Below are 26,873 nucleotides of genomic sequence, written 5' to 3'. Positions count from 1 at the left end.
CGTGCACGGTGGCCGCTGCACGCGCGGCGGCGCTTGCAGGCCCGGACGCCCGGACATAGGCAGGCGGGGCACGCGCGTGAGCCGGGCGCGTGAGCCGGGGAGGGGACGATGCGGAAGGACCTGATGCTGCTCGGGCTCGCCTATGTGCTGAGCCAGTTCTACCGGAGCTTCCTGTCGGTCCTCACCACGCCGCTGCAGGAGGATCTCGGCGCGTCCGCGGACCAGCTCGCCGCCGCTTCGGGGCTGTGGTTCCTGTCCTTCGCCGCCATGCAGGTGCCCGTCGGGGTCGCGCTGGACCGGATCGGACCGCGGCGGACCTCGGGCTGGCTGCTGCTGGCGGGCGGAGGCGGCGGCGCCGCGGTCTTCGCGCTGGCGACCGAGCCGTGGCATGTCTCGGCGGCGATGGCGCTGCTGGGTGTCGGCTGCGCCCCGGTGCTGATGGCGGCCTATTACATCCTGGCCCGCGATTTCCCCGCGGCGCGGTTCTCGACCCTGGCGGGGCTGATCCTCGGGATCGGCACCTCGGGCTCGATCTTCTCGTCCCTGCCGCTGGTCTGGGCGGCCGAGGCGATCGGCTGGCGCGCGTCGGTCGGGGCGCTGGCGCTGATCAGCGCGGCCGTCGCGCTCGGGCTCCTGGCGGTGGTGCGCGATCCGGGCCGCGTCGTGACCGAAAGCCACGGCTCCCTGCTCGACATCCTGAAGATCCCGGCGATGTGGGCGATCCTGCCGCTGATGTTCGTGTCCTACATGCCCTCCGGCGGGTTTCGCGGGGTCTGGACCGGCCCCTACCTGGCCGAGGTCTACGGCGCCTCGCAGGCGGTGATCGGCACCGTGGCGCTCGGGCTGGGGGTGGCGATGATCTGCGGAACGCTGGGCTATGGCCCGGCCGAGCGGCTTTTCAAGACGCGCAAGTGGCTGGCCATCGCCGGCAACCTGCTGGCGGCGGCGGTCTGCGCCGCGATGGTCGTGCTTCCGCCGGACGACCTCGTCCGTTCGGCGGTGATGCTGGCGGCGATCTGCCTGCTGACCTGCACCTACGCGTTGATCATCTCGCACGGGCGGGCCTTCTTCCCGCCGCACCAGATCGGGCGGGGCGTCACGCTGATGAACCTCTGCGGGATGGTCGGCGTGGGACTGAGCCAGATGCTGACCGGCCGCCTGCACGAACGGGTGCTGGCGGCGGGCGGCAGCTATGAACAGGCCTACGACGGCATCTTCCTGTTCTACGCCGTGGCCCTCACGCTCGGCGTGGCGATCTACGCCCGGGCGCCGGACCGGACGGATTGAGGCCCCGGCCACGTGGCGTCAGGTTTGCAATCCTTCCCCAGGGCTCCATCTCGTTCCGCAAACAGCCCCATAAGCGGAATTGGCTTCCCCCCCATCGGGCCATACTTTATGGAGCGCCCCGAACCGAAAGGAGATTTCATCTATGGGTTATCGAGTCGTCGTCGCAGGTGCCACCGGCAACGTGGGCCGCGAAATGCTGAACATCCTCGCCGAACGGGAATTCCCGATCGACGACATCGCCGTGCTGGCCTCGCGCCGGTCGCTGGGCACCGAGGTATCGTTCGGCGACAGGACCCTGAAGACCCAGGACCTTGCCACCTTCGACTTCACCGGCTGGGACATGGCGCTCTTCGCCGTCGGCTCCGGCCCGACGAAGGAGTTCGCGCCCAAGGCCGCGGCCGCGGGCTGCGTGGTGATCGACAACTCGTCGCTCTACCGCTACGACCCGGACGTGCCGCTGATCGTGCCCGAGTGCAACGCCGAGGCGATCCACGGCTATTCCAAGAAGAACATCATCGCGAACCCCAACTGCTCGACCGCGCAGATGGTCGTGGCGCTGAAGCCGCTGCATGACCGCGCGAAGATCAAGCGGGTCGTGGTGTCGACCTATCAATCCGTCTCGGGCGCCGGGAAGGAAGGGATGGACGAGCTCTGGGACCAGACCAAGGCCATCTACAACCCGACCGACGACGTGAAGGTGAAGAAGTTCCAGAAGCAGATCGCCTTCAACGTGATCCCGCATATCGACGTCTTCATGGAGGACGGCTCCACCAAGGAAGAGTGGAAGATGGTGGCGGAGACGAAGAAGATCGTGGACCCCTCGATCAAGGTCACCGCGACCTGCGTCCGGGTGCCGGTCTTCGTGGGTCACGCCGAGGCGGTGAACGTCGAGTTCGAGGATTTCCTCGACGAGGACGAGGCCCGCGACATCCTGCGCGAGGCGCCGGGCTGCATGGTGATCGACAAGCGCGAGGACGGCGGCTACGTGACCCCGATCGAATGCGTCGGCGATTTCGCGACCTTCATCTCGCGGATCCGGCAGGATTCGACGGTCGAGAACGGGCTCAACATCTGGGTGGTCTCGGACAACCTCCGCAAGGGCGCCGCGCTGAACGCGGTGCAGATCGCGGAAGTGCTCGGCCGGGAGTGCCTGAAGAAGGGGTGAATTGCCGGACCGGCGCCTTCAGCGCCGGCGAAACGTCCAGTGGACGTTTCGGGCAATTCACGGGCGGAGCCCCGGGGGTGTCACCCTGGCGAGCCTGAATAAGGCACTCCGCTCGAACTGACCTGGCCCGGGGGCACCCCGGGCCGCGCCCTCCCTCCCCCCCGGGAGGGCGCATCTTCACCGCCCCGCACCGAACCCTCGTATTGCGCGTGACGGCGTGGCGCCGACCGTCGAGGTCCCTGCGCCCGCCCGAGGAAGGGCGCGGCCCTTCTCACACAAGACCCGACGCCCCCCCCCGGGGCTCCGCATATTCCCCGCCCCTCCCTTGTTTACCGAATCTTAGTATGGGACATTCCCACTAAGAGCGGATCAACCAGACCAACAGGCCCGATGAGCGACGCAGCCAGGCTCCTTCGCGAGGTATTCGGATTCGACGGCTTCCGGCCCGGCCAGGCCGAGATCGTCGATGCCGTGATCGCCAATCGCAACGTGCTCGCCATCATGCCCACGGGCGGCGGCAAGTCGCTGTGCTACCAGCTTCCCGCCCTCGTTTCGGACGGGATCACCGTCGTCATCTCTCCGCTCATCGCCCTGATGCGCGACCAGGTCCGCGCGCTGCGCGAGGCCGGCGTGGACGCGGGCGCCCTGACCTCCGGCAACACCCCGGAAGAGACCGACCTCGTCTGGGAGCGGATCGAGCAGGGCACGCTGAAGCTTCTCTACCTCGCGCCGGAACGGCTCGCCTCCGAGGCGACGATGCGAATGCTCCGCCGGATCGGGGTGACCCGGATCGCGGTGGACGAGGCGCATTGCGTCAGCCAGTGGGGCCACGATTTCCGGCCCGACTACCTGCGCATCGGCGCGTTGCGGAAGGCGCTGAACGTGCCCGTCGCCGCCTTCACCGCCACCGCCGACGAGGAGACGCGGGCCGAGATCGTCACCCGCCTTTTCGACGGCGCCCGGCCCGAGAGCTTCCTGCGCGGCTTCGACCGGCCGAACATCCACCTCGCCTTCGCCGCCAAGGACAACCCGCGCCGCCAGATCCTCGCCTTCGCCGCCGCCCGCAAGGGCCAGTCCGGGATCGTCTATTGCGGCACCCGCGCGAAGACCGAGAGCCTGGCGCAGGCGCTGCGCGAGGACGGGCATCTCGCGATCCACTACCACGGCGGAATGGAGGCCGAGGACCGCCGCATCGCCGAGACCCGCTTCCAGCGCGAGGACGGGCTGATCGTCGTCGCCACCGTCGCCTTCGGGATGGGCGTCGACAAGCCCGACATCCGCTGGGTGGCCCATGCCGACCTGCCGAAATCCATCGAGGCCTATTACCAGGAGATCGGCCGCGCGGGCCGCGACGGGGCGCCGGCCGAGACGATGACGCTCTTCGGCCCGGACGATATCCGCCTGCGCCGTGCCCAGATCGACGAGGGGCTCGCGCCGCCCGAACGTCGCGCGGCCGATCACGGCCGGCTCAACGCGCTTCTGGGGCTGGCCGAGGCGCTGGAATGCCGGCGGATGAAGCTCCTGCGCTACTTTGGCGAGGACGCCGCGCCCTGCGGCAATTGCGACCTCTGCGACAAGCCGCCCGAGGTCTTCGACGGGACGGAGGCCGTCCGCAAGGCGCTTTCCGCCATCCTGCGCACCGGGGAATGGTTCGGCGCGGGGCACCTGACCGACATCCTGACCGGGAACGAGACCGACAAGATCCGCGAGCGCCGGCATGACGAGCTGCCGACCTTCGGGGTGGGCAAGGAGCTCTCGCGCCGCGAATGGGGCGCGGTCTTCCGACAGATGATGGGCTTCGACCTGATCCGCCCGAACCCCGACCGCCACGGCGCGCTGACGATGACCGAGGCCGCGCGCCCGATCCTGCGGGGCGAGGAGGGCATCTCGCTGCGGCGCGACAGCCTCGACCGCGCGCGGGAGAAGGCGAGCCGGACGGCCGTCAAGGCGCTGGTGTCGGAAGAGGACGAACCGCTGCTCTCGGCCCTCAAGGCCAAGCGGCGGGCGCTGGCCGAGGCCGGCGGCGTGCCGGCCTATGTCATCTTCCCCGACCGCACGCTGATCGAGATCGCGCAGTCGCGCCCGAAGAGCTTGGACGACATGGCGCGGATCAACGGGATCGGCGCGAAGAAGCTGGAACGCTACGGGGCGACCTTCCTCGAGATCGTCACCGGGGCGGGGGCGGAGGTTCACCCCGCGCGGATGAAACTGGCCGGGCGCGGTTCCGGCGCGCTCTACGACCGGCTGCTAGAGGCGCAGGCGGAGCTGGCGCGCGGGCCCGACGGGATCGACAAGCCGCTGTCCTGCTCTGCCGCCCTGCTCGCCAAGGTGGCCGAGGTCCGGCCCGGCGACGCGGCCGGGCTGACCCGCATCCTCGGCGACCGGCGGACCGAGCGGTTCGGGGCGGCCTTCCTCGACGTGCTGCGGGAAGCGGGCTGACCGCTCGGCCCTCCGGGGGGCGCCATTCTGGACCTCCGCAGGCGGGCGGGATAGAACCCCGCGACGATGACACCGGGCAGGGGACAGGCATGCTGATCGTGATTTCGCCGGCGAAACGGCTCGACTGGGATGCGCGCGACGTGGCGATGACCGAGCCGGAGTTCCTCGAGGACGCGAACCGGCTGGCCAGGACCATGCGCAACCTGACGCTCGGCGATCTGCGCGGGCTGATGGACCTGTCGGACGACCTCGCCCGGCTGAACCGCGACCGCTTCCGCGCCTTCGCGGAGGCGCCCGAGGCCGACATGCTCCGCCCCGCCGCGCTCTGTTTCGCGGGGGACACCTATCAGGGGCTTCAGGCCGGGAGCTTCACCAAGGCGCAGATGGGCCAGGCGCAGGAGCGGCTGCGGATCCTCTCCGGCCTCTATGGCGTGCTGCGGCCGCTCGACGGGATCCAGCCCTATCGGCTGGAGATGGGCAGCCGGCTGCACACGCGCCGGGGGCAAAGCCTCTACGATTATTGGCGCGATCAGCCCGCGAAGGCCCTGAAGCGGCAGGCCGGGGCGATCGGCACGCAGACGCTGGTGAATTGCGCGAGCCAGGAATATTTCGGCGCGGTGGACGAGAAACGGCTGGGGCTCGATGTCCTCACCCCGGTCTTCCTCGAGGATGACGGCAAGACCGCCAAGACCATCAGCTTCTTCGCCAAGCGGGCGCGGGGCACGATGGCGCGCTGGCTCATCACCAGCGGCGTGACCGAGCCCGAGGGGATCACCGGCTTCGACCTCGACGGCTATCGCCACGACGCGGAACGCTCTGCCCCCGGCAAGCCCGCCTTCACCCGGCCGCGGCAGGCGGGAGCCTGAGGCGCAGACCCGGCCGCGGCAGCGCGTCGCGGTCGGGTTGGGCAAGGGACACCTCTGCGAAGGGCGGCGCGATGCCCGGGGGTGTGAACCTGTCGATCGCCTGCCGGATGTCGTTCCGCCGCAGCGGTTTGGCGAGGTAGGCGTCGAGCCCGGCCGCGAGGATCTCGATCGCGTCCCCCTCCACCGCATGGGCGGTCATGGCGATGATGGGCACCGGCACCCGGCCCTCCGCAAGCTCCGCCGCGCGGATCGCGCGGGTGGCCGCCTTGCCGTCGAGACGGGGCATCGAGATGTCCATGAAGATCAGGTCCGGCGACAGCCTGCGCCAGAGGGACAGGGCCTCTTCCCCGTCGCGCGCGAAGTGCAGGTCGATCCGGGCGTCGCCCAGCATCTTGCGGAATACGGTCCGGTTGGTGGCGTTGTCCTCGGCCGCGAGCAGGCGCAGGCGCCGTTCGCCGCTGGCGATCCGGGCGCGGCGTGACGCGAAGGTGGGCATCGGCGCCGGCGCGGGCTCTTCCACCCGCCTGTCGTCGCCGAGCGCGGCCAGCGCGGCGAAAAGGGCATGGCGCGGCGTCGGCCGGTGCAGGAGGGCGGAGAGATGCGTCCGGGCCGGGTCCGTCTCGGCGTGGCCGGGATTGGCGCTGAGCATGATCACCGGCAGGTCGTGACCCGCATCGCGCAGGGCCTGCGCCAGTTCGAACCCGTCCATCCCGGGCATGCCATGCGCCGTCAGCACGAGGTCGGCCGCCCCTGCCTGCGCGAGCGCCTCGGCGCCGCTGGCGCAGGGCAGCCCGCGCGCCCCGAGCATTTCCATCTGCCGGATCAGGATGGTGCGGTGGACCGGCTCGTCATCCACCACGAGCACCCGGCGCAGCCCCTCGGGCAGGGGCGGCGGCGGGGCCGGGGCCGCGCCCGCGACGGGCAGGCTGACGCGGAACCCGAAGACCGACCCTGCGCCCGGTTCGCTGTCGACCCAGACCTCGCCGCCCATGAGCCCGATCAGCCGCCGCGTGATGGCGAGCCCGAGGCCCGTGCCCTCGAACGGGCGGTCGCGATCGTCCTCCACCTGGCTGAAATCCTCGAAGACACGGGCGATCTTGTCGGGGGGAATGCCGATTCCGGTGTCCTCGACGCTCACGTGCAGGTGCTGGCCGTCGCCGGCCTCGGCGGGCAGGCCGGTCACGCGGATCAGCACATGGCCGCGGGCGGTGAACTTCACCGCGTTGCCGACGAGGTTGGTCAGGACCTGCCGCAGCCGCCCCTCGTCGCCGAGGAAGCCGGTCGGCAGGAACAGGTCGTAATCGATGCAGATGTCGAGCCCCTTGTCCCGCGCCGAGGGCATCAGCAGCGTCACGACCTCGTGAATGCAGCGTTCGAGATCGAACGGCCGGGCATGAAGTTCGAGCTTGTCGGCCTCGATCTTGGAGTAATCGAGCACGTCGTTGATGATCACGAGCAGCGCCTCGCCCGACTTGCGGATCGTGTCGGCATAGAGCCTCTGGTCCGCGGTCAGCGCGGTGTCGCAGAGCATCTCGGCCATGCCGACCACGCCGTTCATCGGTGTCCGGATCTCGTGGCTCATGTTGGCGAGGAAGGCGGATTTCGCGCGACTGGCGGCTTCCGCCCGTCGCCGGGCCGCTTTCAGCCGGGCCTCGTAGCGGACGGTCTCGGTGATGTTCGTGGCAAGGCTGACCATGTCCCCGCCGTGGCCGCGCTGCGTCATCAGGCGGATGAACTCCCCGTTCCAGAGGCGCACGACCTCCGAGTCAGGCGTGGCGTCCTGCCAGCGGTCGATCATCCGGGCGCGCCATTGCGCCGGTGTCTCGGCGCCCGGGTCGATGATCCCCTCCTCGGTCGCCAGCTGCAGCATGCGCACGAAGGAGACGCCCGGCGCGACCTCTTCCAGCCCGTCGAAGACCGTCAGCCAGGCGCGGTTGGCCGCGATCATCCGCCCCTCCGCGTCGAAGAAGGCAAAGCCGTCATGGATCGACTGGATCGAGAGCCAGAGCCGCCGCTCCGCAATGGCGATCTTGTGATTCGCCTCGGTGATCTCGGAGCGGAAGCGCAGGTTCTCGTCGCGGACGGTCTGCACCTCTGCCCGGGTCTCGACGATCTCTTCGGACAGCTGCTTCGCATGCCGCCCGAGCCGGCGGTTCGCGGCATGAAGCTCGGCCTGTTTCTGTTCGAGCAGGCGTTCCGCCGCGAGCCGGGCGCGGCGTTCTTCCGAAAGTTTTTCGGCCAGGGTCATGTCCGGCGCCGTGCCTCCTGCCAGTGATCCGCCTCCGCCTCTCACGTTCCCGCAACTCGGTGAAATTTCCGTTCACGTTCCTCCGTCGGCCGCTGGAAGGCTTGCGTTGCGTCAGGTGCCCGGCGATCATCCCCGCGCATTGCCCAGGAGCCTTTCCATGTCCCGCATTCTCGCCGCCTGCCTCGCGCTTCTCGTCACCGCAACGGCCCCGCTGGCCCAGGGCACCGGGCTTCTGCCGCAGAAGCGGATGGTGGTGACGATGAACACCGACCTGCCGGGCGGCGACCTGCAGAGCCTCTTCGACACCGATTTCGAAGCCTGCCGGAGGGCCTGCGCGGCACAGGAGGTCTGCACCGCCTTCACCTTCAACGCCAAATCCAACGCCTGCTTCCCCAAGGCCGCGCCCGGCGCCGCGATCCCCTTCGACGGGGCGCATTCGGCACGGATGATCGTCCTGCCGCCCGAGGCGCGCGACCTGGCGCAGACCCGCGCGGCGGAGATCCCCTTCGTCGGCGACCGCACCCTGACAGAGGCGCGGCACCTGGCGGAACAGGTGGGCTGGGTGCACCCCTCGGGCGCCTACGCGGTGCCGGAGATGCTGGAAACCTCGCGCCGGAAGCGGGCCGAGGGCGACACCCGCGACGCGATGCGCTGGATGGGCGGCGCGGTGGCGACCACCGACGATCCCGCGCACTGGGCCGAGTTCGCGCGGCTCCTGCTCGATGTGCGGACCGAGGATCGCTCGGCGCAGCGGCGCTACCGCGAGCGGGCGCTTGCCGCCGCGGTCAACGCCTACCTCCGGTCGGGCTCGGAGCCGCTGCGGGTCAATGCCCTCACCATCCTGGCCGACGCGCTCGGGGCGAATGACCGCGGCGCCGACATGATCCCGGCGCTGCGCCTTGCCGAACGCCTTCAGCCGCGCGACGAGATCACCGCCGCGCTGGACGACGCCATCGGAAAGTACGGATTCCGCATCACCGAGCACCGGGTCGACAACGACCAGGCCCGCCCCCGCATCTGCGCCGAATTCTCCGCCCCTCTGGCCGCGACCGGCGTGGATTACGCGACCTACGTGAAGCTGCCCGACCAGTCGATGGCGGTCGAGGCCGACGGCAACCAGATCTGCATCAACGGCGGCACGCACGGCGACCGCTACACGGTGGTCTTCCGCGAGGGGATGCCCGCGGGCGATGGCGAGACGCTGGCCAAGGACGTGGAGCTGCGCTTCTACATCCGCGACCGCTCGCCCATGGCGCGCTTCCCCGGCCGGTCCTACGTTCTGCCCGCCTCGGGCGAGGCATCGCTGCCGATCGAGACGGTGAACACCGACCGGGTGGAGCTGAAGCTCCGCCGCGTGACCGACCGCAACCTGCTGCGCGCCATCCAGGAGAGCTTCTTCGGCCGTCCGGTCTATGCCTGGGAGGAGGAGCGCTTCACCGGGGAGGTGGCCGAGGAGGTCTGGACCGGCACCGGCGAGGTGCAGAACGAGCTGAACCGCGAGATGACCACCCGGCTGCCCATGGACGAGGTTCTCGAGGGGCTGGCACCGGGGGCCTATGCGCTCACCGCGCAGGTCCCGGGCGAGGATCCCTATGACGTCCAGCCCGCCACGCAATGGTTCATCGTCACCGACCTCGGGCTGACGACGATGGACGGCACCGACGGGCTGCACGTCTTCATCCGCGGCCTTGGCGATGCCGCCGCGCGCGAGGGCGTCTCGGTCGAGCTGCTGTCGCGCGCCAACCGCGTGCTCGCGACCGTCCGGACGGACGCGCAGGGCTATGCGCATTTCGGCGAGGGGCTGACCCGGGGCGAGGGCGGATCGGCGCCCGCGCTGGTGGTGGCGAAGGACGGCGAGAGCGACCTCGCCTTCCTGTCGCTCACCGACCCGGCCTTCGATCTTTCCGACCGCGGCGTCGAGGGCCTGCCGCCCGCGCCGCCGATCGACGTCTTCCTTGCCACCGACCGCGGCGCCTATCGCGCGGGCGAGGTGATCCATGCCACCGCGCTGGCCCGGAACGGCACCGCGCAGGCGATCCCGGACCTGCCGCTGACCGCCGTTCTGACCCGTCCGGACGGGGTGGAATATTCCCGCATCACCTCGACCGACGACGTCGCGGGCGGCCACGTCTTCGACCTGCCCGTCGCCGCCGCCGCGCCCCGCGGCACCTGGCGCATCGACATCCACGCCGACCCGGACGCCCCGGCGCTCGCCACCGGGGAGGTGCTGGTCGAGGACTTCCTGCCCGAGCGTATCGACTTCGAGATGACCCTGCCCGAGGGCGTGCTCGCCTACGACGCCGTGCCCGAGCTGGAGATCGCGGCGAAATATCTCTTCGGCGCCCCCGCGGGCGGGCTGGAGATCGAGGGCGACATCCGCCTGCGTCCGGTGCGGGAGCTGGAGGATTTCCCGGGCTATGTCTTCGGCCAGTACGACGCCGAGCTCTACGCCCAGACCGGCTATCTCGACGGCGGGCGGACGGGTGATGACGGCTCGGCCAGCCTGCCGGTCGAGCTTCCGGTGGTCGAAGGGCTCGACCGTCCGGCCGAGGCGACGGTCAACCTGCGCATACGCGAGGGGTCGGGCCGCCCGGTCGAGCGCCGGATCACCCGCATGGTGGCCCCGCCCGAGCCGGTGATCGGCATCCGCAAGCTGTTCGAGGACGTGGCGGGCGAAGGCTCCGAGGCGGCCTTCGACCTGATCGCCGTGGGGCCGGACCTTGCCCGGACCGGGATGCCGGTGACATGGACCGTGAACCGGGTCGAGACGCGCTACCAATGGTACCAGCAATACGGCAACTGGGAGTGGGAGCCCTTCACCACCCGCACCGAGGTCGCCACCGGCACCGCGACCCTCGGCGCCGATCCGGTCGAGGTCTCGGCCCCCGTGGAGTGGGGCCATTACGAAATCGTCGTGGAGCGCGCGGGCGGCACGCCCGTCACCGCCTCCGAGGATTTCTGGGCCGGCTGGTACGCGCCCGCCGATGCCTCCTCCACCCCCGACACGCTGGAGCTTTCGCTCGACGCGCCGGGCTATGCCATCGGCGACACCGCCGAGCTGCGCGTCGTGCCGCGCTACGCGGGCACGGCTCTGGTGAGCGTGCTGTCGAACCGGCTGATCGACATGAAGGTGGTCGAGGTGACGGAAGGCGAGAACCTCATCGACCTGCCCGTGACCGCCGATTGGGGCACCGGGGCATATGTCACCGTTTCCGTGATCCGCCCGATGGACGTGGCCGCCGGGCGCAACCCGGCCCGCGGGCTGGGCCTGAGCTACGCCAGGGTGGAGCCCGGGCCCAAGGCGCTCGACGTCAGCTTCGACGCGCCCGGGGCCGTCGATCCCCGCGGTCCGCTCACCGCCGCCGTCCGCGTGACCGGCGTGACCGAGGGCGAGACGGCCTGGGTCACCATCGCCGCCACGGATGTCGGCATCCTGAACCTGACGGGATTCGAGACCCCCGACCCGCGGGCCCATTACTTCGGTCAGCGCCGGCTCGGCATGGACATCCGCGACCTCTACGGCCGGCTGATCGACGGGATGAACGGCGCGCAGGGCGCGGTGCGTTCGGGCGGGGACGGGTCCAACCGGATGCGTATGGAAAGCCCGCCGCCGACCGAGGAGCTGGTGGCCTATTTCTCCGGCCCCGTCCAGGTCGGCGCCGATGGACGGGCCGAGGTCACCTTCGACCTGCCGGAGTTCAACGGAACCGTCCGGCTCGCCGCGCTGGCCTGGACGAAGACCGGCGTCGGATCCGCCGAGGCGGATGTGCTGGTGCGCGACCCGGTGGTCGTGACCGCCAGCCTGCCGCGGTTCCTGGCGCCCGGCGATACCTCTTCCCTGCTGCTCGAGATCGTGCATGCACAGGGACCGACGGGCCGCGCCGGGCTGGACGTCACGGCGGATGGCGTCAGCCTGACGGGGACGATCCCCTCGGGGGTCGACCTGACCGAGAAGGGCAAGGTCGCGCTGCGCCTGCCCGTCACCGCGGACGCGGTCGGCGATCACGAGATCCGCGTCGCGCTCACCACCCCGGGCGGCAAGGCGCTGACCAAGACGCTCACGCTGCCGGTGCGCGCGAACGATCCGGAGGTCGCCTCGACCCGCCGCTTCGGACTGGCGGCGGGCGCGACCTTCACGCTCGACGCGGCGGTCTTCGCGGGGATGCGCCCCGGCACCGGAGAGGCGATCGTCTCGGCCGGCCCGCTCGCGAAGCTCAACGCGCCCGAGCTGCTGGCCGCGCTCGACCGCTATCCCTACGGCTGCACCGAACAGGTGGCCTCGAAGGCGATGCCGCTGCTCTATCTCTCCTCCGTGGCCGAGGCCATGGGGCTGGAGGGCACAAGCACCATCCGGACGCGTATCGACCAGGCGGTCACGCTTGTCCTGACCCGGCAGGCTGCCAACGGCGCCTTCGGCCTCTGGCAGGCCGACTCGGGCGATTTCTGGCTCGATGCCTATGTCACCGACTTCCTCAGCCGCGCCCGTGCGGCGGGCTACGACGTGCCCGACATCGCCTTCCGCGCGGCGATGGACAACCTGCGCAACCGGATCAACTACGCCCCGGATTTCGACGCCACGGTGAACGGCGGCGGCGAGGATGTGGCCTATGCGCTGATGGTCCTGGCGCGCGAGGGCGCGGCGGCCATGGGCGACCTGCGGTACTATGCGGATGCGAAGGGAGAGGATTTCGCGACCCCGCTGGCGGCGGCGCAGCTTGGCACGGCGCTCGCCTCCTACGGTGACCAGGTGCGGGCGGACGCGATGTTCGCCATCGCCGGCCGGATGATGCAGGCGCGTGCGAACCGCGACGAGCCGCGCATCTTCCGCGACGATTACGGCACCGACATGCGCGACGCCGCGGGGGTGCTGTCCCTCGCTGTCGAGGCGGGCTCCACCGCCGTCGACCGCGCCTTCCTTGCCGCCCATGTCGGCGCGGCGGAGGGCCCCTTCTCGACCCAGGAAAGCGCCTGGACCCTGCTGGCGGCCAAGGCGCTGGTGGACGACCCCTCCGTCGGCAACATCTCGGTCAACGGCACGCCGGTCGCAGGGCCCATGGTCCGCGCGATGGAGGCCGAGGCCGCCGTCGGCATGGCGATCCGGAACGATGGCGCCACGCCCACGGACATCACGTTGACCACCGTCGGCGTGCCCGAGACGCCGCTGCCCGCGGACGGCTACGGCTACGCGCTGACCCGGCGCTACTACACGCTGGAAGGCGAGGAGGTCTCGCCCGATACGGTGGCGTCCGGATCGCGGCTGGTGACGGTGCTGCACGTGCAACCCTTCGAGGAGACCGGCGCGCGGCTGATGGTGAACGACCCGCTGCCCGCGGGGTTCGAGATCGACAACCCGAACCTCCTGCGCTCGGGCGACATCGCGGCGCTGTCCTGGCTCGAGACGGTGGACACCCGCACGACCGAATTCCGCGCGGACCGCTTCCTCGCGGCGGTGGACTGGGCCTCGGACCAGGGCTTCGACCTCGCCTATATCGTCCGCGCGATCACGCCGGGCAGCTATCACCACCCGGCCGCGGTGGTCGAGGACATGTACCGCCCGCGCTACCGCGCGCGGACGGAGGCGGGCGCGGTGACGGTCATCGAATGACCCGCCGCGCCGGCCTCTCGCTTGCCGCCCTCGCGCTGGCCCTCGGGCTGGACGCGGGCGGGCGGGATGCCCTCGACGCCTGGGTCGACGCCACGGAGCTGCCGTCGCTCGCGCCCGCGACCTCGGTCGAGATGCGGGACCGGACCGGTGCCCTGCTCCGCGCCTATACGGTGGCGGATGGCATCTGGCGGCTGCCGGTGGACCCCGCGCGTGTCGATCCGCGCTATACCGCGATGCTGGTCGCCTACGAGGACAAGCGCTTCGGAAAACATCATGGCGTCGACCCTCTCGCGGTGCTCCGGGCGGGCTGGCAGGCGCTGGTGCAGGGACAGGTGGTCTCGGGCGGCTCAACCCTGACGATGCAGGTGGCGCGGCTGCTGGAGGACAGCGGGACCGGCGCCTGGTCCGGCAAGATCCGGCAGGCGCGGCTGGCCCTGTCGCTGGAGCGGCGCCTCGCGAAGGACGAGATCCTGCGGCTCTACATGGCGCTCGCGCCGTTCGGCGGCAACCTCGAGGGGCTGCGCGCCGCGACCTTCGCGTGGTTCGGGAAGGAGCCCGCGCGCCTCACCCCGGCCGAGGCGGCGCTGCTGGTGGCGCTGCCGCAATCGCCCGAGGCGCGGCGGCCCGACCGGGATCCCGACGCCGCCCGCGCCGCGCGGGACCGCGTGCTGGCGCGGATGGCCGAGGCCGGCGTGCTGAGCGAGGAGGCCGCGCGGGCCGCCATGCGCGATCCTGTCCCGACCCGGCGGCGCGCCTTCCCCGCGCTGGCGCCGCACATGACCGACCGCGCGCTGGCCGAGGCGCCGGACCGGGCGATCCACCTGCTGACGCTCGACAGGGCCCTTCAGGCCAAGCTGGAAACGCTTGCCCGCGACCGGCTGCGCGAGGCGGCGCGAGGCGTCTCCATCGCCATCGTCGCGGCGGATCACGTGACGGGCGAGATCCTCGCCTCGGTCGGGTCGGGCGGCTACGAGGTGAGGGGCCGCGAGGGCTTCGTCGACATGACGCGGGCACTGCGCTCGCCGGGTTCGACGCTGAAGCCGCTGGTCTATGCCCTCGGCTTCGACGCCGGTCTGGCGCATCCGCAGACGCTGATCGCCGACCGGCCGGTCGCCTTCGGCAGCTACGCCCCGCAGAATTTCGACGGCGCCTTCCGCGGCGAATTGCCGGTGGAAGAGGCGTTGCGCCTGTCGCTCAACGTGCCGGTGGTGCTGCTGACCGACGCGCTCGGGCCCGAGAAGCTGATGGCGGCGCTCGGACGGGCGGGAGTGGAGGCGGTCCTGCCCGGCGGCAAGCCCGGGCTGGCGCTGGCGCTCGGCGGGGTCGGGGTGCGGCTGGAGGAGCTGACGGGGCTCTATGCCGGTCTGGCGCAGGGCGGGATCGCGACGCCCCTGCGCTGGCGTATCGACGAAGGTTCAGAGGCGTCCGCCCGGCGGATCACCTCGCGCGCGGCCGCCTGGCAGGTGGCGCATATCCTCTCGGGGCTCGCGCCGCCGCCCGGCGCGCCGATGAACCGGCTCGCCTACAAGACCGGGACGAGCTACGGGCACCGCGACGCCTGGGCGCTCGGCTTCGACGGGCGGCACGCGATCGGCGTCTGGATGGGGCGTCCGGACGGCACGCCGGTGCCGGGAGCCTTCGGCGCGGACACGGCGGCGCCGGTGCTTTTCGAGGCGTTCCAGCGGTTGAAGCCGTCGCTCGACCCGCTGCCTCCGCCGCCGCCCGAGACGCTGCTGGTCGGCGCCTCGCGTCTGCCGGAACCGCTCAAGCGTTTCCGCGGCCGCGCCGCCCGGCTGATCCCCGACCCGGAGGCGCCGGTGATGGCCTTTCCGCCGGACGGCGCGGTGCTGGCGGCGGGCGAGGCGGGCGTGCCGGTGCGGGTGCGCGAGGGCAAGCCGCCCTTCACCTGGATGGTGAGCGGGCGCCCGGTGGCCACGGGCGTGCGGCGGCGCGAGCTGCTGCTCGATCGCCTGCCCGCGGGATTCTCGGAGATCGCGGTGATCGACGCCGAGGGCCGCGCGGCGCGGGTCAAAGTCGAACTGGAATGACGGGGTGAGAGGCAGGCGGGGCGCGGCGAGAGGCTCGCCGCGCCCGTCTCTTGTCAGGCGGTGGCCGCCCGGCGGCCCTGCATCAGGGCCACGAGGATCGGCGGCGCGGCCAGCACCACGCCCGTGATCGCGGTGCCGAGATGCGTGAGACCGAGAGACTCGTTCCCCGGGATCGCCATGGCGAGGCCCGCGAAGACGAGCATCGTCCGCATCACGTAGCCCAGCACCGATTTCCCGAGCGGGCCGCAGAAGGTCACGTAGCCCTGTAACCCGCCCGAGATGAACCAGACGCCCAGCAGGGCCGCGACCAGCGCCACGACGATCTCGGAGGCCGTGCCCTGTCCGACCAGCGCCGGGTCGAGCACGAAGAAGAACGGGATGATGTAGATCACCGCGCCGAGGCGCATCGCCTCCATCCCCACCTTGAACGGGTTGGCCCCGGCCAGCGTCGCCGCCGTGAAGGCGCCGAGCGCCACCGGCGGGGTGATGTAGCTGACCATCCCCCAGTAGAGGATGAAGAGGTGGATCGCGATCCGGTTCAGGCCGACCTGCTCCAGCGCCGGGGCAAGGACCACGGCAAGGAAGACGTAGCAGGCCGTCACGGTCATCCCCATGCCGAAGACGAAGGCGGTGGCCGCGCCCATCACCAGCAGGGCGAGGGTCGAATTGCCGGCCATGAAGATCAGGTCGTTGACCAGCGTGCCCGCAAGGCCCGTGGCCGAGAAGGCGCCGACGATGAGGCCCACGCCCAGAAGGATCGTGGTCAGCTCGGCCAGTGCGCCGCCGGTGCCGACGATGGCATCGGACGCGCCCCTGAGCGACAGCCGGTTGCCCGGCAGGATCTGGTTCAGGACCAGAAGCAGGGCGGTGGCGTAGAACGGGGCGAGGGTCTCCTGCCGCAGCGAGACCATCATGTAGATGAGCAGCGCGAAGACGAAGAGATAGGTCCATCCCGAGGCCAGCGTCTTGCCCAGTTTCGGCAGCTCGGCCCGCGGGACGCCCTTGAGGCCCTTGCGGGCGGCGTAGGCGTCGAGCTGGGTGAAGAGCCCGAAGTAGTAGAGCAGCGAGGGGATCGCCGCGGCGAGCGCGATCTCGACGTAGGGCAGGCCGAGGAACGACGCCATGATGAAGGCGGTGGCCCCCATGATCGGCGGCATCAGCACGCCCCCGGTCGAGGCGCAGGCCTCGGTCGCGGCGGCGGTCTGGGGCGAGAAGCCGGTCTTCTTCATCGTCGGGATCGAGACCGCGCCGGTCGACAGCACGTTCGAGATCACCGAGCCCGACATCGAGCCCATGAGGCCCGAAGCGAAGATCGCCACCTTGGCCGCCCCGCCGCGGAACTGGCCGACGAGCGAGAAGGCGAGGTCGTTGAAGAAGGCCCCGCCCCCCGTCCGCGCCAGCACGGCGCCGAAGAGGATGAAGCCGATGACCAGCTGGCCGAAGCTCTTCATCGGGATCCCGAAGGAGCTTTCGGCCGAGATCATGTGGAACGGGATCGTGTCCCAGAAGGGCTGCTGGAAACCGTTCAGCGGGTTCGGCATCCACCCGGCGAAGGTCGGGTAGAGCGAGATCACCAGCACGATCAGGAACAGGACGGTGCCGCCCGCGCGCCGCGTCGCCTCGAGCACGAGGACCCAGAAGGCGAGCGAGGCCCATCGGGCATTGTCCGGGGCCGCGTATTCCCAGCCCTGTTCCAGCGACATGTCCGCGGTCCAGGCGAAATAGCCGGCCACCGCCGCCGCGAAGGCGGCGAGCAGCCAGTCGTACCACGGGGCGGTCCCCTTCTCGCCGGGGCGTGCCCGGTAGATCAGGAAGGTGATCGAGAGGAACAGCCCCGCGAGGATGTAGAGGTAGCGCCCTTCCAGCACCACGCCGAACTGGCGGAACTGGAAGAGCTGGTAGATGGCCAGCACGATGCCCGCCAGCGTCGCGGCGATGATCACCGCGCGCTGCGGCCCCGGCATGATCCGGGCGGCGGCGGCTTCGCCGTCGTCCGGAGTGAGCCCGTGCTCGTTCTGCGAAGTCGTATCAGTCATGTGCCGGCCACCCGATCAGAAGACGACCTTGAAGTCGCCGGCCTCGAGCGCCGCGCGGCGCTTCTCGGCCCATGCCTCTTCCCAATTGTCCGGGGCTTCGGCCTTCAGTTCTTCCCACGCAGCGGCCAGGGCCTCCTGACGCGCGATGAGCTGGTCGTTATGGGCCTGAGCCTCTTCCGACCACACGCCGGCTTCCTTGAAGTAGCGGATCGCGCCGTCGTGGTAGGGTGCCACGAAGGTCATGTTCTGCTTGTCGAGCGCCCAGCCCTCGATGCCCGGTGCGTCGCCGTTGTATTCGTCGAACTGCTCGACCATCGCCTTGGTGAGGTTGTAGACGAAGTCTTCGTCCTTGTCGGCCATCGCGATCAGGATCGGGTAGGGATACTTGGCGGTCTTGATCGCGTCCTTGCCGTCGATCCCGGCGCCGACGGTTGCCTCGCCCGGGGCGAAATAGGGCGCGACGTTCTGCATCCGCTCGAGCGCCTCGGTGTCGTTGGCGTCGATCGGCGGCCAGAACAGGCCGTTCGGGTTGGTCTCCTGCTCGTAGGCGAAGCCCGAGTTGGTCGCGGCGAAGGCCACGTCCGACTGGCCCGAGCCGAGCGCTTTCCAGCTGTCACCGTAGCCGCCGAACTCGACCACCTCGACGTCGTCCCAGGTGAGGCCGCCGTAGGCGAGGTAGGCTTCCATCGCGACGTTCAGCGCCGGGGCGCCGCGGACTTCGGCCACGCGGAGGCCCTTCATGTCGGCATAGGTGAAGCCTTCGCAATCGGGCTTGCCGGCCTTTTCGCAGGCGGCACGGGTGACCGCGACCGAAAGGCCGACGGGGCCCACGTTCGCGAGGATCACGCGGACCTGCTGCGGGCCCCAGTTCTCGGCGCCGTATTCGAACGCGCCTTCCTGTGCCATGTAGGTGCCGCCGATGCCGGTGGCCGAGAAGTCGACCTTGCCCTGGCGCAGCGGCTCGGAGCGGGCCACGTCGTTCTTGCCCGGCAGAACCCGCAGGTTGGTGCCGTAGGCATTCTTGAAGGCGGACCCGATGGCCACGGCCTGGTTGTAACCTGCGGAGCCGAGGTCATAGGCCGTCCAGCTCACCTGTCCCGGGAGTTCGACGTCCTGTGCGAAAGCAGGCACGGCAAGTACGGCCGCGGCAAGGGCGGCGCTGAATCGAATTGTCATGTGTTCCTCCTGTTGACCGCAAGGATCGTCCTGAAGCGAACGCTCCTCCCTTGCGTCTGCTGAAAGGTATTTGTGCCGTTCTGCGATGTAAACTCGAAACCAACGCCGAGCAGATTAATATTCCGCATAGTGGAACTGTAATTTCCGCTGCGGACAATCCCGAACGGCAAGACCCCCCGCGCCGCACACGGGGGGTCGCTCAAGACTCTTTATTGAAATGCTTTTCTAGAGGCGTTCGATGGCGAGCGCGATGCCCTGGCCGCCTCCGATGCACATGGTGATCAGGGCGCGCTTGCCGTTGATCCTCTCCAACTCGTAGAGCGCCTTGACCGTGATGATCGCTCCGGTTGCGCCGACCGGGTGGCCGAGGGCGATGGCGCCGCCGTTCGGGTTCACCTTCGCGGCATCGAGGCCAAGTTCCTTGTTCACGGCCAGCGCCTGCGAGGCGAAGGCCTCGTTCGATTCGATCACGTCGAAGTCCGAAACCGAAAGGCCGGTCTTCTCGAGCAGGCGGCGCACCGCGGGCACCGGGCCGATGCCCATCACCTCGGGCCGCACGCCGGCGTGGGCGTAGCCCAGCACGCGGGCCTTCGCCTTGAGCCCCGCCTTCTCGGCGGCCTCGGCGGTCGCCAGCACCAGCGCGGCGGCGCCGTCGTTGATGCCCGAGGCGTTGCCCGCCGTCACCCGCCCGTCCTTCCGGAACGCGGGCCGCAGGCTGGCGAGGCCCTCGAGCGTGGTCGACGGCTTGAGGTGCTCGTCGGTGTCGAAGGCCACGGTGTCGCGCTTCACCTTCACCTCGACGGGGACGATCTGCGACGTGAAATGCCCGTTCTCGATGGCGGCGGCGGCGCGTTTCTGGCTCTCCAGCGCGAAGGCGTCCATCGCCTCGCGCGTGATGTCGTGTTCGCCCGCCACGTTCTCGGCCGTCACCCCCATGTGGCCGGTGCCGAAGGGGCAGTTCAGCGCGCCCAGCATCATGTCGAGCACCTTGATGTCGCCCATCTTCTGGCCCCAGCGTTCCGAGGGGTTGATGTAGGGAGACCGCGACATGCTCTCGGCCCCGCCGGCGAGGCCGAAGTCGGCGTCGCCCATGGCGAGCGACTGCACGACCGAGACGATGGCCTGCGCGCCCGAGCCGCAGAGCCGGTTCACGTTCATCGCGGGCGTGGTGTCGGGGATCCCGGCCTCCATCGCGGCGACGCGGCTGAGATACATGTCGCGCGGCTCGGTGTTGATGACGTGGCCATAGGCGACGTGGCCGATCTGCGCGCCCTCGACGCCGGAGCGTTCCAGCGCGGCCTTCGCCGCCGTTGCGCCGAGGCTGATCGGGGCGACGCCCGCAAGGCTGCCGCCGAAGGTGCCGATGGCGGTGCGCGCGCCGTCGAGGATGACGATGTCTTTCATGTCGGTCTCTCCCTTCTGGCCGGGCGGGGCTCCGCACCGGCAGTCGGGCACCGTCTTGCCCTGCCGCGCAGGATCATGCAACGCTCCGGCCAAATGAAACTGGCCGACTTCACCCCGCTGAACGCGGCGGAAGAGGCGCTTGTCGCCGGGGTGGCCGGGCAGGAGCGCATCGTCCTCGCCGAAGAACCGCCCGAGGGCGAGACCGCGCCGGCGATCCGCGCCGGCTTGCTGCGGCTGGCCCTGACCGGGGCGGACCCCGAGCTGACGCTGCCCGACAAGGGGTTGCGGCTGAAGGGCGCCCGCATTGAAGGCGTGCTCGACCTGCGCGCCGTCGAGACGCGGTTCGACATGGCCTTCTCGTCCTGCCATTTCACCGACCGTCCCGAGATGATGAACGCCCGGCTGCGCTCGGTCTACATGACCGATTGCTACCTGCCGGGCCTCTTTGCCGACGGCGCGGTGCTGGAGGGCTCTCTCTTCCTGCGCGGCGGTACGCTGGTGAAGGGCGATCTGAGCCTTGCCGGCACGCGGATCGAGGGCGACATGCAGCTCTGCGATGTCGCTCTGAAGGCCGAGGGGCAGGACGCGGTCTTCGCGCCCACGCTCAAGGTGGGCGGGTCGGTCTACCTCGGCGACTACCCGTTCTCCGAGACGCGGACCGAGCTGCAGTGCGAGGGCGCGATCTTCCTCGCCTCGGCGCAGATCGAGAACGACCTCTTCATCACGCGCTGTGCCGTGTCGCCCAAGGAGGGCGCGGGCGGCGGCCTCTTCGCCTCGAGCGAGGAGCACGGGCCGCAGAACGCCATTTCGCTGGCCCGCGCGCGGATCGGCGGCATCCTCTATTTCCGCGAGAACCAGATCGCCCGCGGTGCGGTCTCGCTCGCCGGGTGCCATGCCGCGCGGCTGCGGGACGAACCCTCGGGGCCGGGGGCGAGCTATCCCGTGCGGCTGGACGGCTTCACCTACGACGATTTCTCGCGCCACGCCGAGACCGGGCTGGAGGCGCGGCTGGAATGGCTGGCGCGGCGTCCGGAGGATGCGGATTTCACCGCCCAGCCCTACGAGCAGTTCGCCCGGGTGCTGACCCACATGGGCCACCGCTCGGACGCGCGGACGGTGCGGATGCGCAAGGAGGCCGTGCTGCGCCGCGAGGATCGCCGCACGCTGCGTGCCCGCGACGGCCGGACCCTGCGCTGGTGGCTGAGCGGGGCGGCCGATCTGATCATGGAATACGCCGTGGGCTTCGGCTACCGCCCCGGCCGCGCGCTGGCGCTGGCCGTCGTGCTGGTCGTGGCGCTCGGGCTGTTCTTCGCGCAGGTCTGGCGGGCCGGGGACATTGCGCCGAACGCGGCGCCGATCCTCGTCTCGGCGGGCTGGCAGGCGGCGGTGCAGAGCCATCCCGACAACCCGGCCGAATTCTGGTCCGCGCCCGGTCAGGCCGGCCAGGATTACGAGACCTTCAACCCCATCGCCTATGCCGCCGACGTCTTCGTGCCCCTGGTCTCGCTGGGGCAGGAGGCGGCGTGGGCTCCCTCGACCAGCCGCTCTCCGCTGGGGCGCGTCGGCTGGTGGCTGCGCTGGATCGCGGCGGGGCTGGGCTGGGTGCTGACCGCGCTCGGTGCGGCCGCTGTGACCGGGGCCGTGCGGCAGGACTAGGGCCGCGGCCTCACTCCCAGGGCGGGGTTTCCTGCGGCCCGAGCGGTTCGCGCTCCAGGCGGACGCGGCCCGTCCGGGTCAGCAGGAAGCACTCGGTGCCCTCGAAGGCGGCGGGAAACAGCTCCCGCCCCATGCCGGTGCCGCCGTCGAGGTCGATGTGATTGCCGAAATGCCGCGGCGCGACCAGCGCGGTGTGGCCATGCACCACGAGCCACGGATGCGGCTCGCGGCTTTCGAGAAAGGCGCCGCGGATCCAGATCAGGTCGTCCTGCGACTGCTCGGCCAGCGACAGGCCGGGACGGATGCCCGCGTGCACGAAGAGCAGCGCGTCGCGCTCCTCCGCGTAGGTCAGCGTGGTGAGGAAATCCTGATGCGCCTGCGGGACGGCCTCGCGGAACGCCTCCCACAGGTCCTTCGGTCGGCCACGGCCCGAGGGCTCCACCCCGTAGGACCGGAAGCAGGCCCCGCCGAAGCGGTCATGCGTCCACGGCACCGCGGATTTCACCGCCGGATCGGTGGCCGTGCCGTCGGTCAGGTAGTTGAGCATCATCCGGTCGTGATTGCCCATCAGGAAGGTCCAGTTGCGCCCCTCTTCCCGCCCGGCGACCAGCCGGTCGAGCACGCCGCGCGAATCCGGGCCGCGGTCGATGTAGTCGCCGAGGAAGATCACCTCGTCCGCATCGGTCGCGCCGTCGGCCTCGATCCGGGCCAGCGCCTTGTCGAGCATGGCCGCGTGGCCGTGGATGTCGGGTATCGCGTAGATCGTCATGGAGATGTTGAACCACGGCGGGCGCCGCGGGGAAAGCGGTCATCCGGCCGCGGCCCGCCGGGGCGGGGAAATTCGCCGGTCCGCGGCCGATTTGCGGCCGGGGCGGTCGCGGCGGGGGGGCAAACGGCAAAAGGGGCGCCACGGGGCGCCCCTTTCCATCCTCCCCGATCGCGTCGGATCAGGCGACGTCGAAGGCCAGCGGCTTGACCTGTTCGAAGACGCCGGTGGCCTCGAGCTGCTTGACCAGCTCGGGGCTCGCCGCGTCATCGAGGTAGAGCAGCGCGATCGCCTCGCCGCCCGCGGCCGACCGGCCCAGCGTGAAGTTCGCGATGTTCGCGCCGTTGGTCCCGATCGTGGAGCCCAGCGTGCCGATGACGCCGGGGACGTCCTTGTTGGTGGTGTAGAGCATGTGCTCGCCGACCTCGGCGTCGATGTTGATGCCCTTGATCTGGATGAACCGCGGCTTGCCGTCGCTGAAGCAGGTGCCCGCGATCGAGCGCTCGCGCTTCTCGGTCACCACGGTCACCTTGATGTAGCCGTCGAAGGCGCCCGACTTGGACTGGTTGGTGGTCGAGATCTGCACCCCCCGCTCCTGCGCGACGACCGGGGCCGAGACCATGTTCACGTCCGGGTTCACCTTCTTCATGATCCCGGCGATCACGGCGCAGTTCAGCGCGGCGAGGTTCATCTCGGCCACGACACCGTCGTAGAGGATGTTGATCGCCTTGATCGGCTCGTCCGTCATCTGGCCGATGAAGCTGCCGAGATGGCCGGCGAGGGCCACCCACGGACCCATGATCTTGGCTTCCTCGGCGGTCATCGAGGGCATGTTCAGCGCGTTCTCGACCGCGCCGTCCAGCAGGTAGTTCGACATCTGCTCGGCCACCTGGAGCGCCACGTTCTCCTGCGCCTCGGTGGTCGCCGCGCCCAGGTGCGGGGTGCAGACGACGTTCGGCAGGTTGAAGAGCGGGTTCTCGGTCGCGGGTTCCTCGGAGAAGACGTCGAAGGCCGCGCCGGCCACGTGACCCGATTTCAGCAGCTCGGCGAGCGCCGCCTCGTCGACCAGACCGCCGCGGGCGCAGTTGATGATCCGCACGCCCTTCTTGGTCTTGGCGAGGTTCTCCTTCGACAGGATGTTCTTCGTCTGCTCGGTCAGCGGCACGTGCAGGGTGATGAAATCGGCGCGCTGCAGCAGGTCGTCCAGCTCGTCGACCTTCTCGACGCCCATCTTCTCGGCCTTCTCGTGGCTCAGGAAGGGATCGTAGGCGACAACCTTCATCTTCAGCCCGCGGGCCCGGTCGCAGACGATGCCGCCGATGTTGCCGGCGCCGATCACGCCCAGCGTCTTGCCGGTCAGCTCGACGCCCATGAACTTCGACTTCTCCCACTTGCCGGCATGGGTCGAGGCGGAGGCCTCGGGGATCTGGCGCGCCACGGCGAACATCATCGCGATGGCGTGCTCGGCCGTCGTGATCATGTTGCCGAAGGGCGTGTTCATGACGATCACGCCCTTCTTGGACGCGGCCTCCTTGTCGACGTTGTCGACACCGATCCCGGCGCGGCCGATGACCTTGAGGTTGGTGGCCTTCTCGAGGATCTTCTCGGTCACCTTGGTGGCCGAGCGGATGGCGAGGCCGTCGTAATTGCCGATCACCTCGGCCAGCTTGTCCTTGTCCTTGCCGAGGTCCGGCTGGAAGTCGACCTCGATGCCGCGATCCTTGAAGATCTGGACGGCGGCGGCGGAGAGCTTGTCGGAAATGAGAACCTTGGGTGCCATGTCAGGCGTTCCTTGCATGGATGTCTGGGGGCGGGCCGGGGTCAAGCCCGGCCTGCGGAGATGGGATGTGTGGGTGCCGCAGGGTGGGGGGTCACCCCACCCCCGTTCAGGCCGCCTGGGACTGCGCCGCGATCTCGGCCTCGTAGGCCCATTCGATCCAGGGCAGCAGCGCCTCGATGTCCGAGGTCTCGACCGTGCCGCCGCACCAGATGCGCAGGCCCGCCGGCGCGTCGCGGTAGGCGCCGAGGTCGAGCCCCACGCCTTCGTTCTCGAGCCGCTTGGCGACCGCCTTGGCGAAGGCAGCGCCGTCGCTGATCCGGTCGTCGGTGAACTTCAGGCAGACCGAGGTGTTCGACCGCGTCGCCGGATCATTGGCGAGGTTCGCGATCCAGTCGCGGCTCTCGCAGAAGTCCCAGATCGCCTGCGCGTTGGCATCCGCCCGCGCCATCAGCCCCTTGAGCCCGCCGACCGAGCGCGCCCAGTCGAGCGCGACGAGGTAATCCTCGACCGCCAGCATGGAGGGCGTGTTGATCGTCTCGCCCTTGAAGATGCCCTCGTTGAGCTTGCCGCCCTTGGTCATGCGGAAGATCTTGGGCAGCGGCCAGGCGGGGGTGTAGCTTTCCAGCCGTTCCACCGCGCGGGGGGACAGGACCAGCATCCCGTGCGCGGCTTCGCCGCCCAGCACCTTCTGCCACGAGAAGGTCACGACATCGAGCTTGTCCCACGGCAGGTCCTGCGCGAAGGCGGCCGAGGTCGCGTCGCAGATGGTGAGCCCCGCCCGGTCCGCCGGGATCGCGTCGCCGTTCGGCACGCGCACGCCCGAGGTGGTGCCGTTCCAGGTGAAGACGACGTCGGTGTCGAAATCCACCTCGGTGAAATCGACGATGTCGCCGTAGCCCGCTTCCTTCACCTCGGCGTCGATCTTGAGCTGCTTGACCACGTCGGTCACCCAGCCCGCGCCGAAGCTTTCCCAGGCCAGCATGGTCGCCTTCCGCGCGCCCAGCATCGACCACATCGCCATCTCGACCGCGCCGGTGTCCGAAGCGGGCACGATGCCGACCTTGTAGCCTTCGGGGATCCCGAGGATCTCGGCGGTGCCGTCGATCGCGGCCTTCAGCTTCTCCTTGCCGATGGCGGCACGGTGCGAGCGCCCGAGCGGTGCGTCGGAGAGCTTGTCGAGCGAGAATGTGGGGATCTTGGCACAGGGGCCGGAGGAGAAACGCGGGTTTGCCGGCCGCGTGACCGGTGCATCAATAGCCATGTAGCTATCCTTCCAGATAAGCGCCCCTCGTTGGGGAGGGGTGTCCCGCCGCCGGATATACGGGCGATTCGGGAAGGGCGCAACGCGGCAGATGTCGCATCCAGGCGCCTGCAGGCCGCTTTTCGGCCCTGTGGCGCCGGCCCTGTCTCCTATCGGAAACTTCGCCGCCCTCTGGTCAGCGCAGGCGCGACGTGGAATATCGCCCCCCAATGCGACCGAGATGCCCGATCACGCCGGAGGCCCCATGTTCACCGTCACGCTCCTGACCTCGCCCGATGCTCCGACCCTCGACGGCGGGATCGTCACGCCGCTGCGCAACGCCTGGGGCGGGGGCGAGATCCGCTGGCTCGCCACGCGCGAGGCGGCGGAGTTCGAGGTGCCCGAGGTCCCCGGCAACCGCTGGGAGGTCTGGGAGGGGATGCAGGGCCAGAGGGTCGACATGGTGGTGCAGCCCTCCGAGGGGCGCCGGAAGCGGATGCTGCTCGCCGACATGGACAGCACGATGATCCGGCAGGAATGCATCGACGAACTGGCCGACGCGGCGGGCGTCGGCGCCCGGGTGAAGGAGATCACCGCGCGGGCGATGAACGGCGAGCTCGATTTCGAAGGCGCGCTGACGGAACGGGTCGGGCTCCTGAAGGGGCTGCCGGAGACGGTCATCGCCAAGGTGCTGGACGAGCGGATCACCCTGATGCCCGGCGGGCCGGCGCTTCTGGCGACGATGCGGGCGAACGGCGCCTATGCGGCGCTCGTCTCGGGCGGGTTCACGGCCTTCACGCAGGTGATCGCCGCGAAGCTCGGCTTCGACGAGAACCGGGCCAACACGCTGCTGGCCGAGGGCGGGATGCTGACCGGAGAGGTCGCCCGCCCGATCCTGGGCCGCGCGGCGAAGGTGCAGGCGCTGGAGGAGATCTCGGCGCGGCTCGGCCTTCGGAAGGACGAGGTCATGGCGGTCGGCGACGGGGCCAACGACCTCGGGATGCTCGGGCTTGCCGGGGCGGGCGTGGCGCTGCATGCCAAGCCCGTGGTGGCCGCGGAATGCGACATCCGGATCAACCACGGGGACCTGACCGCCCTGCTCTATATCCAGGGCTACCGGCGCGAGGATTTCGCCGCCTGATCCGGCACCCATAAAT

15 protein-coding genes are annotated in these 26,873 nt (G+C 70.1%); 8 read left to right on the top strand and 7 right to left on the bottom strand.

From position 1 onward, the window contains the following. Nucleotides 1-108: 108 nt before the first annotated feature. From Q344_RS0111130 to yaaA, 4 genes are all read left to right on the top strand, one after another. Nucleotides 109-1,287 (top strand): MFS transporter, encoded by a 1,179-nt coding sequence (locus Q344_RS0111130; protein WP_028286765.1) that lies wholly within the window; start codon nucleotides 109-111, stop codon nucleotides 1,285-1,287. 142 nt (nucleotides 1,288-1,429) lie between these two features. Next, nucleotides 1,430-2,452: an aspartate-semialdehyde dehydrogenase gene (locus Q344_RS0111125; protein ID WP_028286764.1), complete on the top strand. Its 1,023-nt coding sequence runs from the start codon at nucleotides 1,430-1,432 to the stop codon at nucleotides 2,450-2,452. Between the two features lie 390 nt (nucleotides 2,453-2,842). Then, nucleotides 2,843-4,891: a DNA helicase RecQ gene (recQ, locus tag Q344_RS0111120; protein WP_028286763.1), complete on the top strand. Its 2,049-nt coding sequence runs from the start codon at nucleotides 2,843-2,845 to the stop codon at nucleotides 4,889-4,891. Between the two features lie 89 nt (nucleotides 4,892-4,980). After that, entirely contained in the window at nucleotides 4,981-5,757 is a 777-nt protein-coding gene (gene yaaA / locus Q344_RS0111115) for a peroxide stress protein YaaA (RefSeq protein ID WP_028286762.1), read from the top strand. On the opposite strand, the gene Q344_RS23790 is transcribed toward yaaA, so the two are convergent. Beyond that, on the bottom strand, nucleotides 5,729-8,005 hold the full coding sequence (locus Q344_RS23790; protein WP_084178387.1) for a response regulator: 2,277 nt from the start codon (nucleotides 8,003-8,005) through the stop codon (nucleotides 5,729-5,731). The genes yaaA and Q344_RS23790 overlap by 29 nt on opposite strands. A gap of 157 nt (nucleotides 8,006-8,162) precedes the next feature. Between Q344_RS23790 and Q344_RS0111105 the strand changes: the two genes are divergently transcribed. Together Q344_RS0111105 and pbpC are read left to right on the top strand one after the other, a co-directional pair. After that, nucleotides 8,163-13,610, top strand: a complete 5,448-nt coding sequence (locus Q344_RS0111105; RefSeq protein WP_028286761.1) for an alpha-2-macroglobulin family protein — start codon at nucleotides 8,163-8,165, stop codon at nucleotides 13,608-13,610. After that, nucleotides 13,607-15,658, top strand: coding sequence for a penicillin-binding protein 1C (gene pbpC / locus Q344_RS0111100; RefSeq protein ID WP_028286760.1), 2,052 nt, complete (start codon nucleotides 13,607-13,609; stop codon nucleotides 15,656-15,658). Before Q344_RS0111105 ends, pbpC begins: the two co-directional genes overlap by 4 nt. Nucleotides 15,659-15,711: 53 nt before the next feature. Here pbpC and Q344_RS0111095 read toward each other — a convergent pair whose 3' ends face one another. The 3 genes from Q344_RS0111095 to Q344_RS0111085 all read right to left on the bottom strand — a co-directional run bounded on the left by Q344_RS0111095 (nucleotide 15,712) and on the right by Q344_RS0111085 (nucleotide 20,274). Then, nucleotides 15,712-17,694 carry a TRAP transporter permease gene (locus tag Q344_RS0111095; protein WP_028286759.1) on the bottom strand — a complete coding sequence of 661 codons (1,983 nt, stop codon included), beginning with the start codon at nucleotides 17,692-17,694 and terminating at the stop codon, nucleotides 15,712-15,714. A 15-nt stretch (nucleotides 17,695-17,709) separates the two neighbouring features. Beyond that, nucleotides 17,710-18,870: a TAXI family TRAP transporter solute-binding subunit gene (locus Q344_RS0111090; RefSeq protein ID WP_028286758.1), complete on the bottom strand. Its 1,161-nt coding sequence runs from the start codon at nucleotides 18,868-18,870 to the stop codon at nucleotides 17,710-17,712. A gap of 225 nt (nucleotides 18,871-19,095) precedes the next feature. After that, nucleotides 19,096-20,274 carry an acetyl-CoA C-acyltransferase family protein gene (locus tag Q344_RS0111085; RefSeq protein ID WP_028286757.1) on the bottom strand — a complete coding sequence of 393 codons (1,179 nt, stop codon included), beginning with the start codon at nucleotides 20,272-20,274 and terminating at the stop codon, nucleotides 19,096-19,098. A gap of 93 nt (nucleotides 20,275-20,367) precedes the next feature. Here Q344_RS0111085 and Q344_RS0111080 point away from each other — a divergent pair, with 93 nt between their 5' ends. Next, complete coding sequence (locus Q344_RS0111080) at nucleotides 20,368-21,930, top strand: hypothetical protein (protein WP_028286756.1); 1,563 nt, start codon at nucleotides 20,368-20,370, stop codon at nucleotides 21,928-21,930. A gap of 10 nt (nucleotides 21,931-21,940) precedes the next feature. On the opposite strand, the gene Q344_RS23785 is transcribed toward Q344_RS0111080, so the two are convergent. The 3 genes from Q344_RS23785 to Q344_RS0111060 form a co-directional block, all read right to left on the bottom strand. Beyond that, nucleotides 21,941-22,699, bottom strand: coding sequence for a metallophosphoesterase family protein (locus Q344_RS23785; protein ID WP_036539123.1), 759 nt, complete (start codon nucleotides 22,697-22,699; stop codon nucleotides 21,941-21,943). A gap of 178 nt (nucleotides 22,700-22,877) precedes the next feature. After that, the gene (serA, locus tag Q344_RS0111065) at nucleotides 22,878-24,476 is read right to left on the bottom strand and encodes a phosphoglycerate dehydrogenase (RefSeq protein WP_028286755.1); all 1,599 of its coding nucleotides are present in this window, start codon (nucleotides 24,474-24,476) and stop codon (nucleotides 22,878-22,880) included. Nucleotides 24,477-24,582: 106 nt separating this feature from the next. Beyond that, nucleotides 24,583-25,737 carry a phosphoserine transaminase gene (locus tag Q344_RS0111060; RefSeq protein WP_028286754.1) on the bottom strand — a complete coding sequence of 385 codons (1,155 nt, stop codon included), beginning with the start codon at nucleotides 25,735-25,737 and terminating at the stop codon, nucleotides 24,583-24,585. A 244-nt stretch (nucleotides 25,738-25,981) separates the two neighbouring features. Between Q344_RS0111060 and serB the strand changes: the two genes are divergently transcribed. Continuing rightward, a complete protein-coding gene (serB, locus tag Q344_RS0111055) occupies nucleotides 25,982-26,857 on the top strand; it encodes a phosphoserine phosphatase SerB (RefSeq protein ID WP_028286753.1) in 876 nt (291 codons plus the stop codon). Nucleotides 26,858-26,873: the final 16 nt, after the last annotated feature.

It is taken from the genome of Pseudooceanicola nanhaiensis DSM 18065, from assembly GCF_000688295.1.
In the GTDB taxonomy this organism is placed as follows: Bacteria; Pseudomonadota; Alphaproteobacteria; order Rhodobacterales; family Rhodobacteraceae; genus Pseudooceanicola; species Pseudooceanicola nanhaiensis.
Note: the sequence above shows the minus strand (reverse complement) of the source record. Positions and strands in the feature narration are given on the sequence as shown.

Bases quoted from the DNA above. Each gene is read 5' to 3' on its own strand.
- Q344_RS0111085 (WP_028286757.1), bottom strand. From the start codon at position 20,274: ATGAAAGACATCGTCATCCTCGACGGCGCGCGCACCGCCATCGGCACC.
- Q344_RS23785 (WP_036539123.1), bottom strand. From the start codon at position 22,699: ATGACGATCTACGCGATACCCGACATCCACGGCCACGCGGCCATGCTC.
- serB (WP_028286753.1), top strand. From the start codon at position 25,982: ATGTTCACCGTCACGCTCCTGACCTCGCCCGATGCTCCGACCCTCGAC.
- yaaA (WP_028286762.1), top strand. From the start codon at position 4,981: ATGCTGATCGTGATTTCGCCGGCGAAACGGCTCGACTGGGATGCGCGC.
- Q344_RS0111090 (WP_028286758.1), bottom strand. From the start codon at position 18,870: ATGACAATTCGATTCAGCGCCGCCCTTGCCGCGGCCGTACTTGCCGTG.
- Q344_RS0111060 (WP_028286754.1), bottom strand. From the start codon at position 25,737: ATGGCTATTGATGCACCGGTCACGCGGCCGGCAAACCCGCGTTTCTCC.
- Q344_RS0111125 (WP_028286764.1), top strand. From the start codon at position 1,430: ATGGGTTATCGAGTCGTCGTCGCAGGTGCCACCGGCAACGTGGGCCGC.
- Q344_RS0111095 (WP_028286759.1), bottom strand. From the start codon at position 17,694: ATGACTGATACGACTTCGCAGAACGAGCACGGGCTCACTCCGGACGAC.
- Q344_RS23790 (WP_084178387.1), bottom strand. From the start codon at position 8,005: ATGACCCTGGCCGAAAAACTTTCGGAAGAACGCCGCGCCCGGCTCGCG.
- recQ (WP_028286763.1), top strand. From the start codon at position 2,843: ATGAGCGACGCAGCCAGGCTCCTTCGCGAGGTATTCGGATTCGACGGC.
- Q344_RS0111105 (WP_028286761.1), top strand. From the start codon at position 8,163: ATGTCCCGCATTCTCGCCGCCTGCCTCGCGCTTCTCGTCACCGCAACG.
- Q344_RS0111080 (WP_028286756.1), top strand. From the start codon at position 20,368: ATGAAACTGGCCGACTTCACCCCGCTGAACGCGGCGGAAGAGGCGCTT.
- Q344_RS0111130 (WP_028286765.1), top strand. From the start codon at position 109: ATGCGGAAGGACCTGATGCTGCTCGGGCTCGCCTATGTGCTGAGCCAG.
- serA (WP_028286755.1), bottom strand. From the start codon at position 24,476: ATGGCACCCAAGGTTCTCATTTCCGACAAGCTCTCCGCCGCCGCCGTC.
- pbpC (WP_028286760.1), top strand. From the start codon at position 13,607: ATGACCCGCCGCGCCGGCCTCTCGCTTGCCGCCCTCGCGCTGGCCCTC.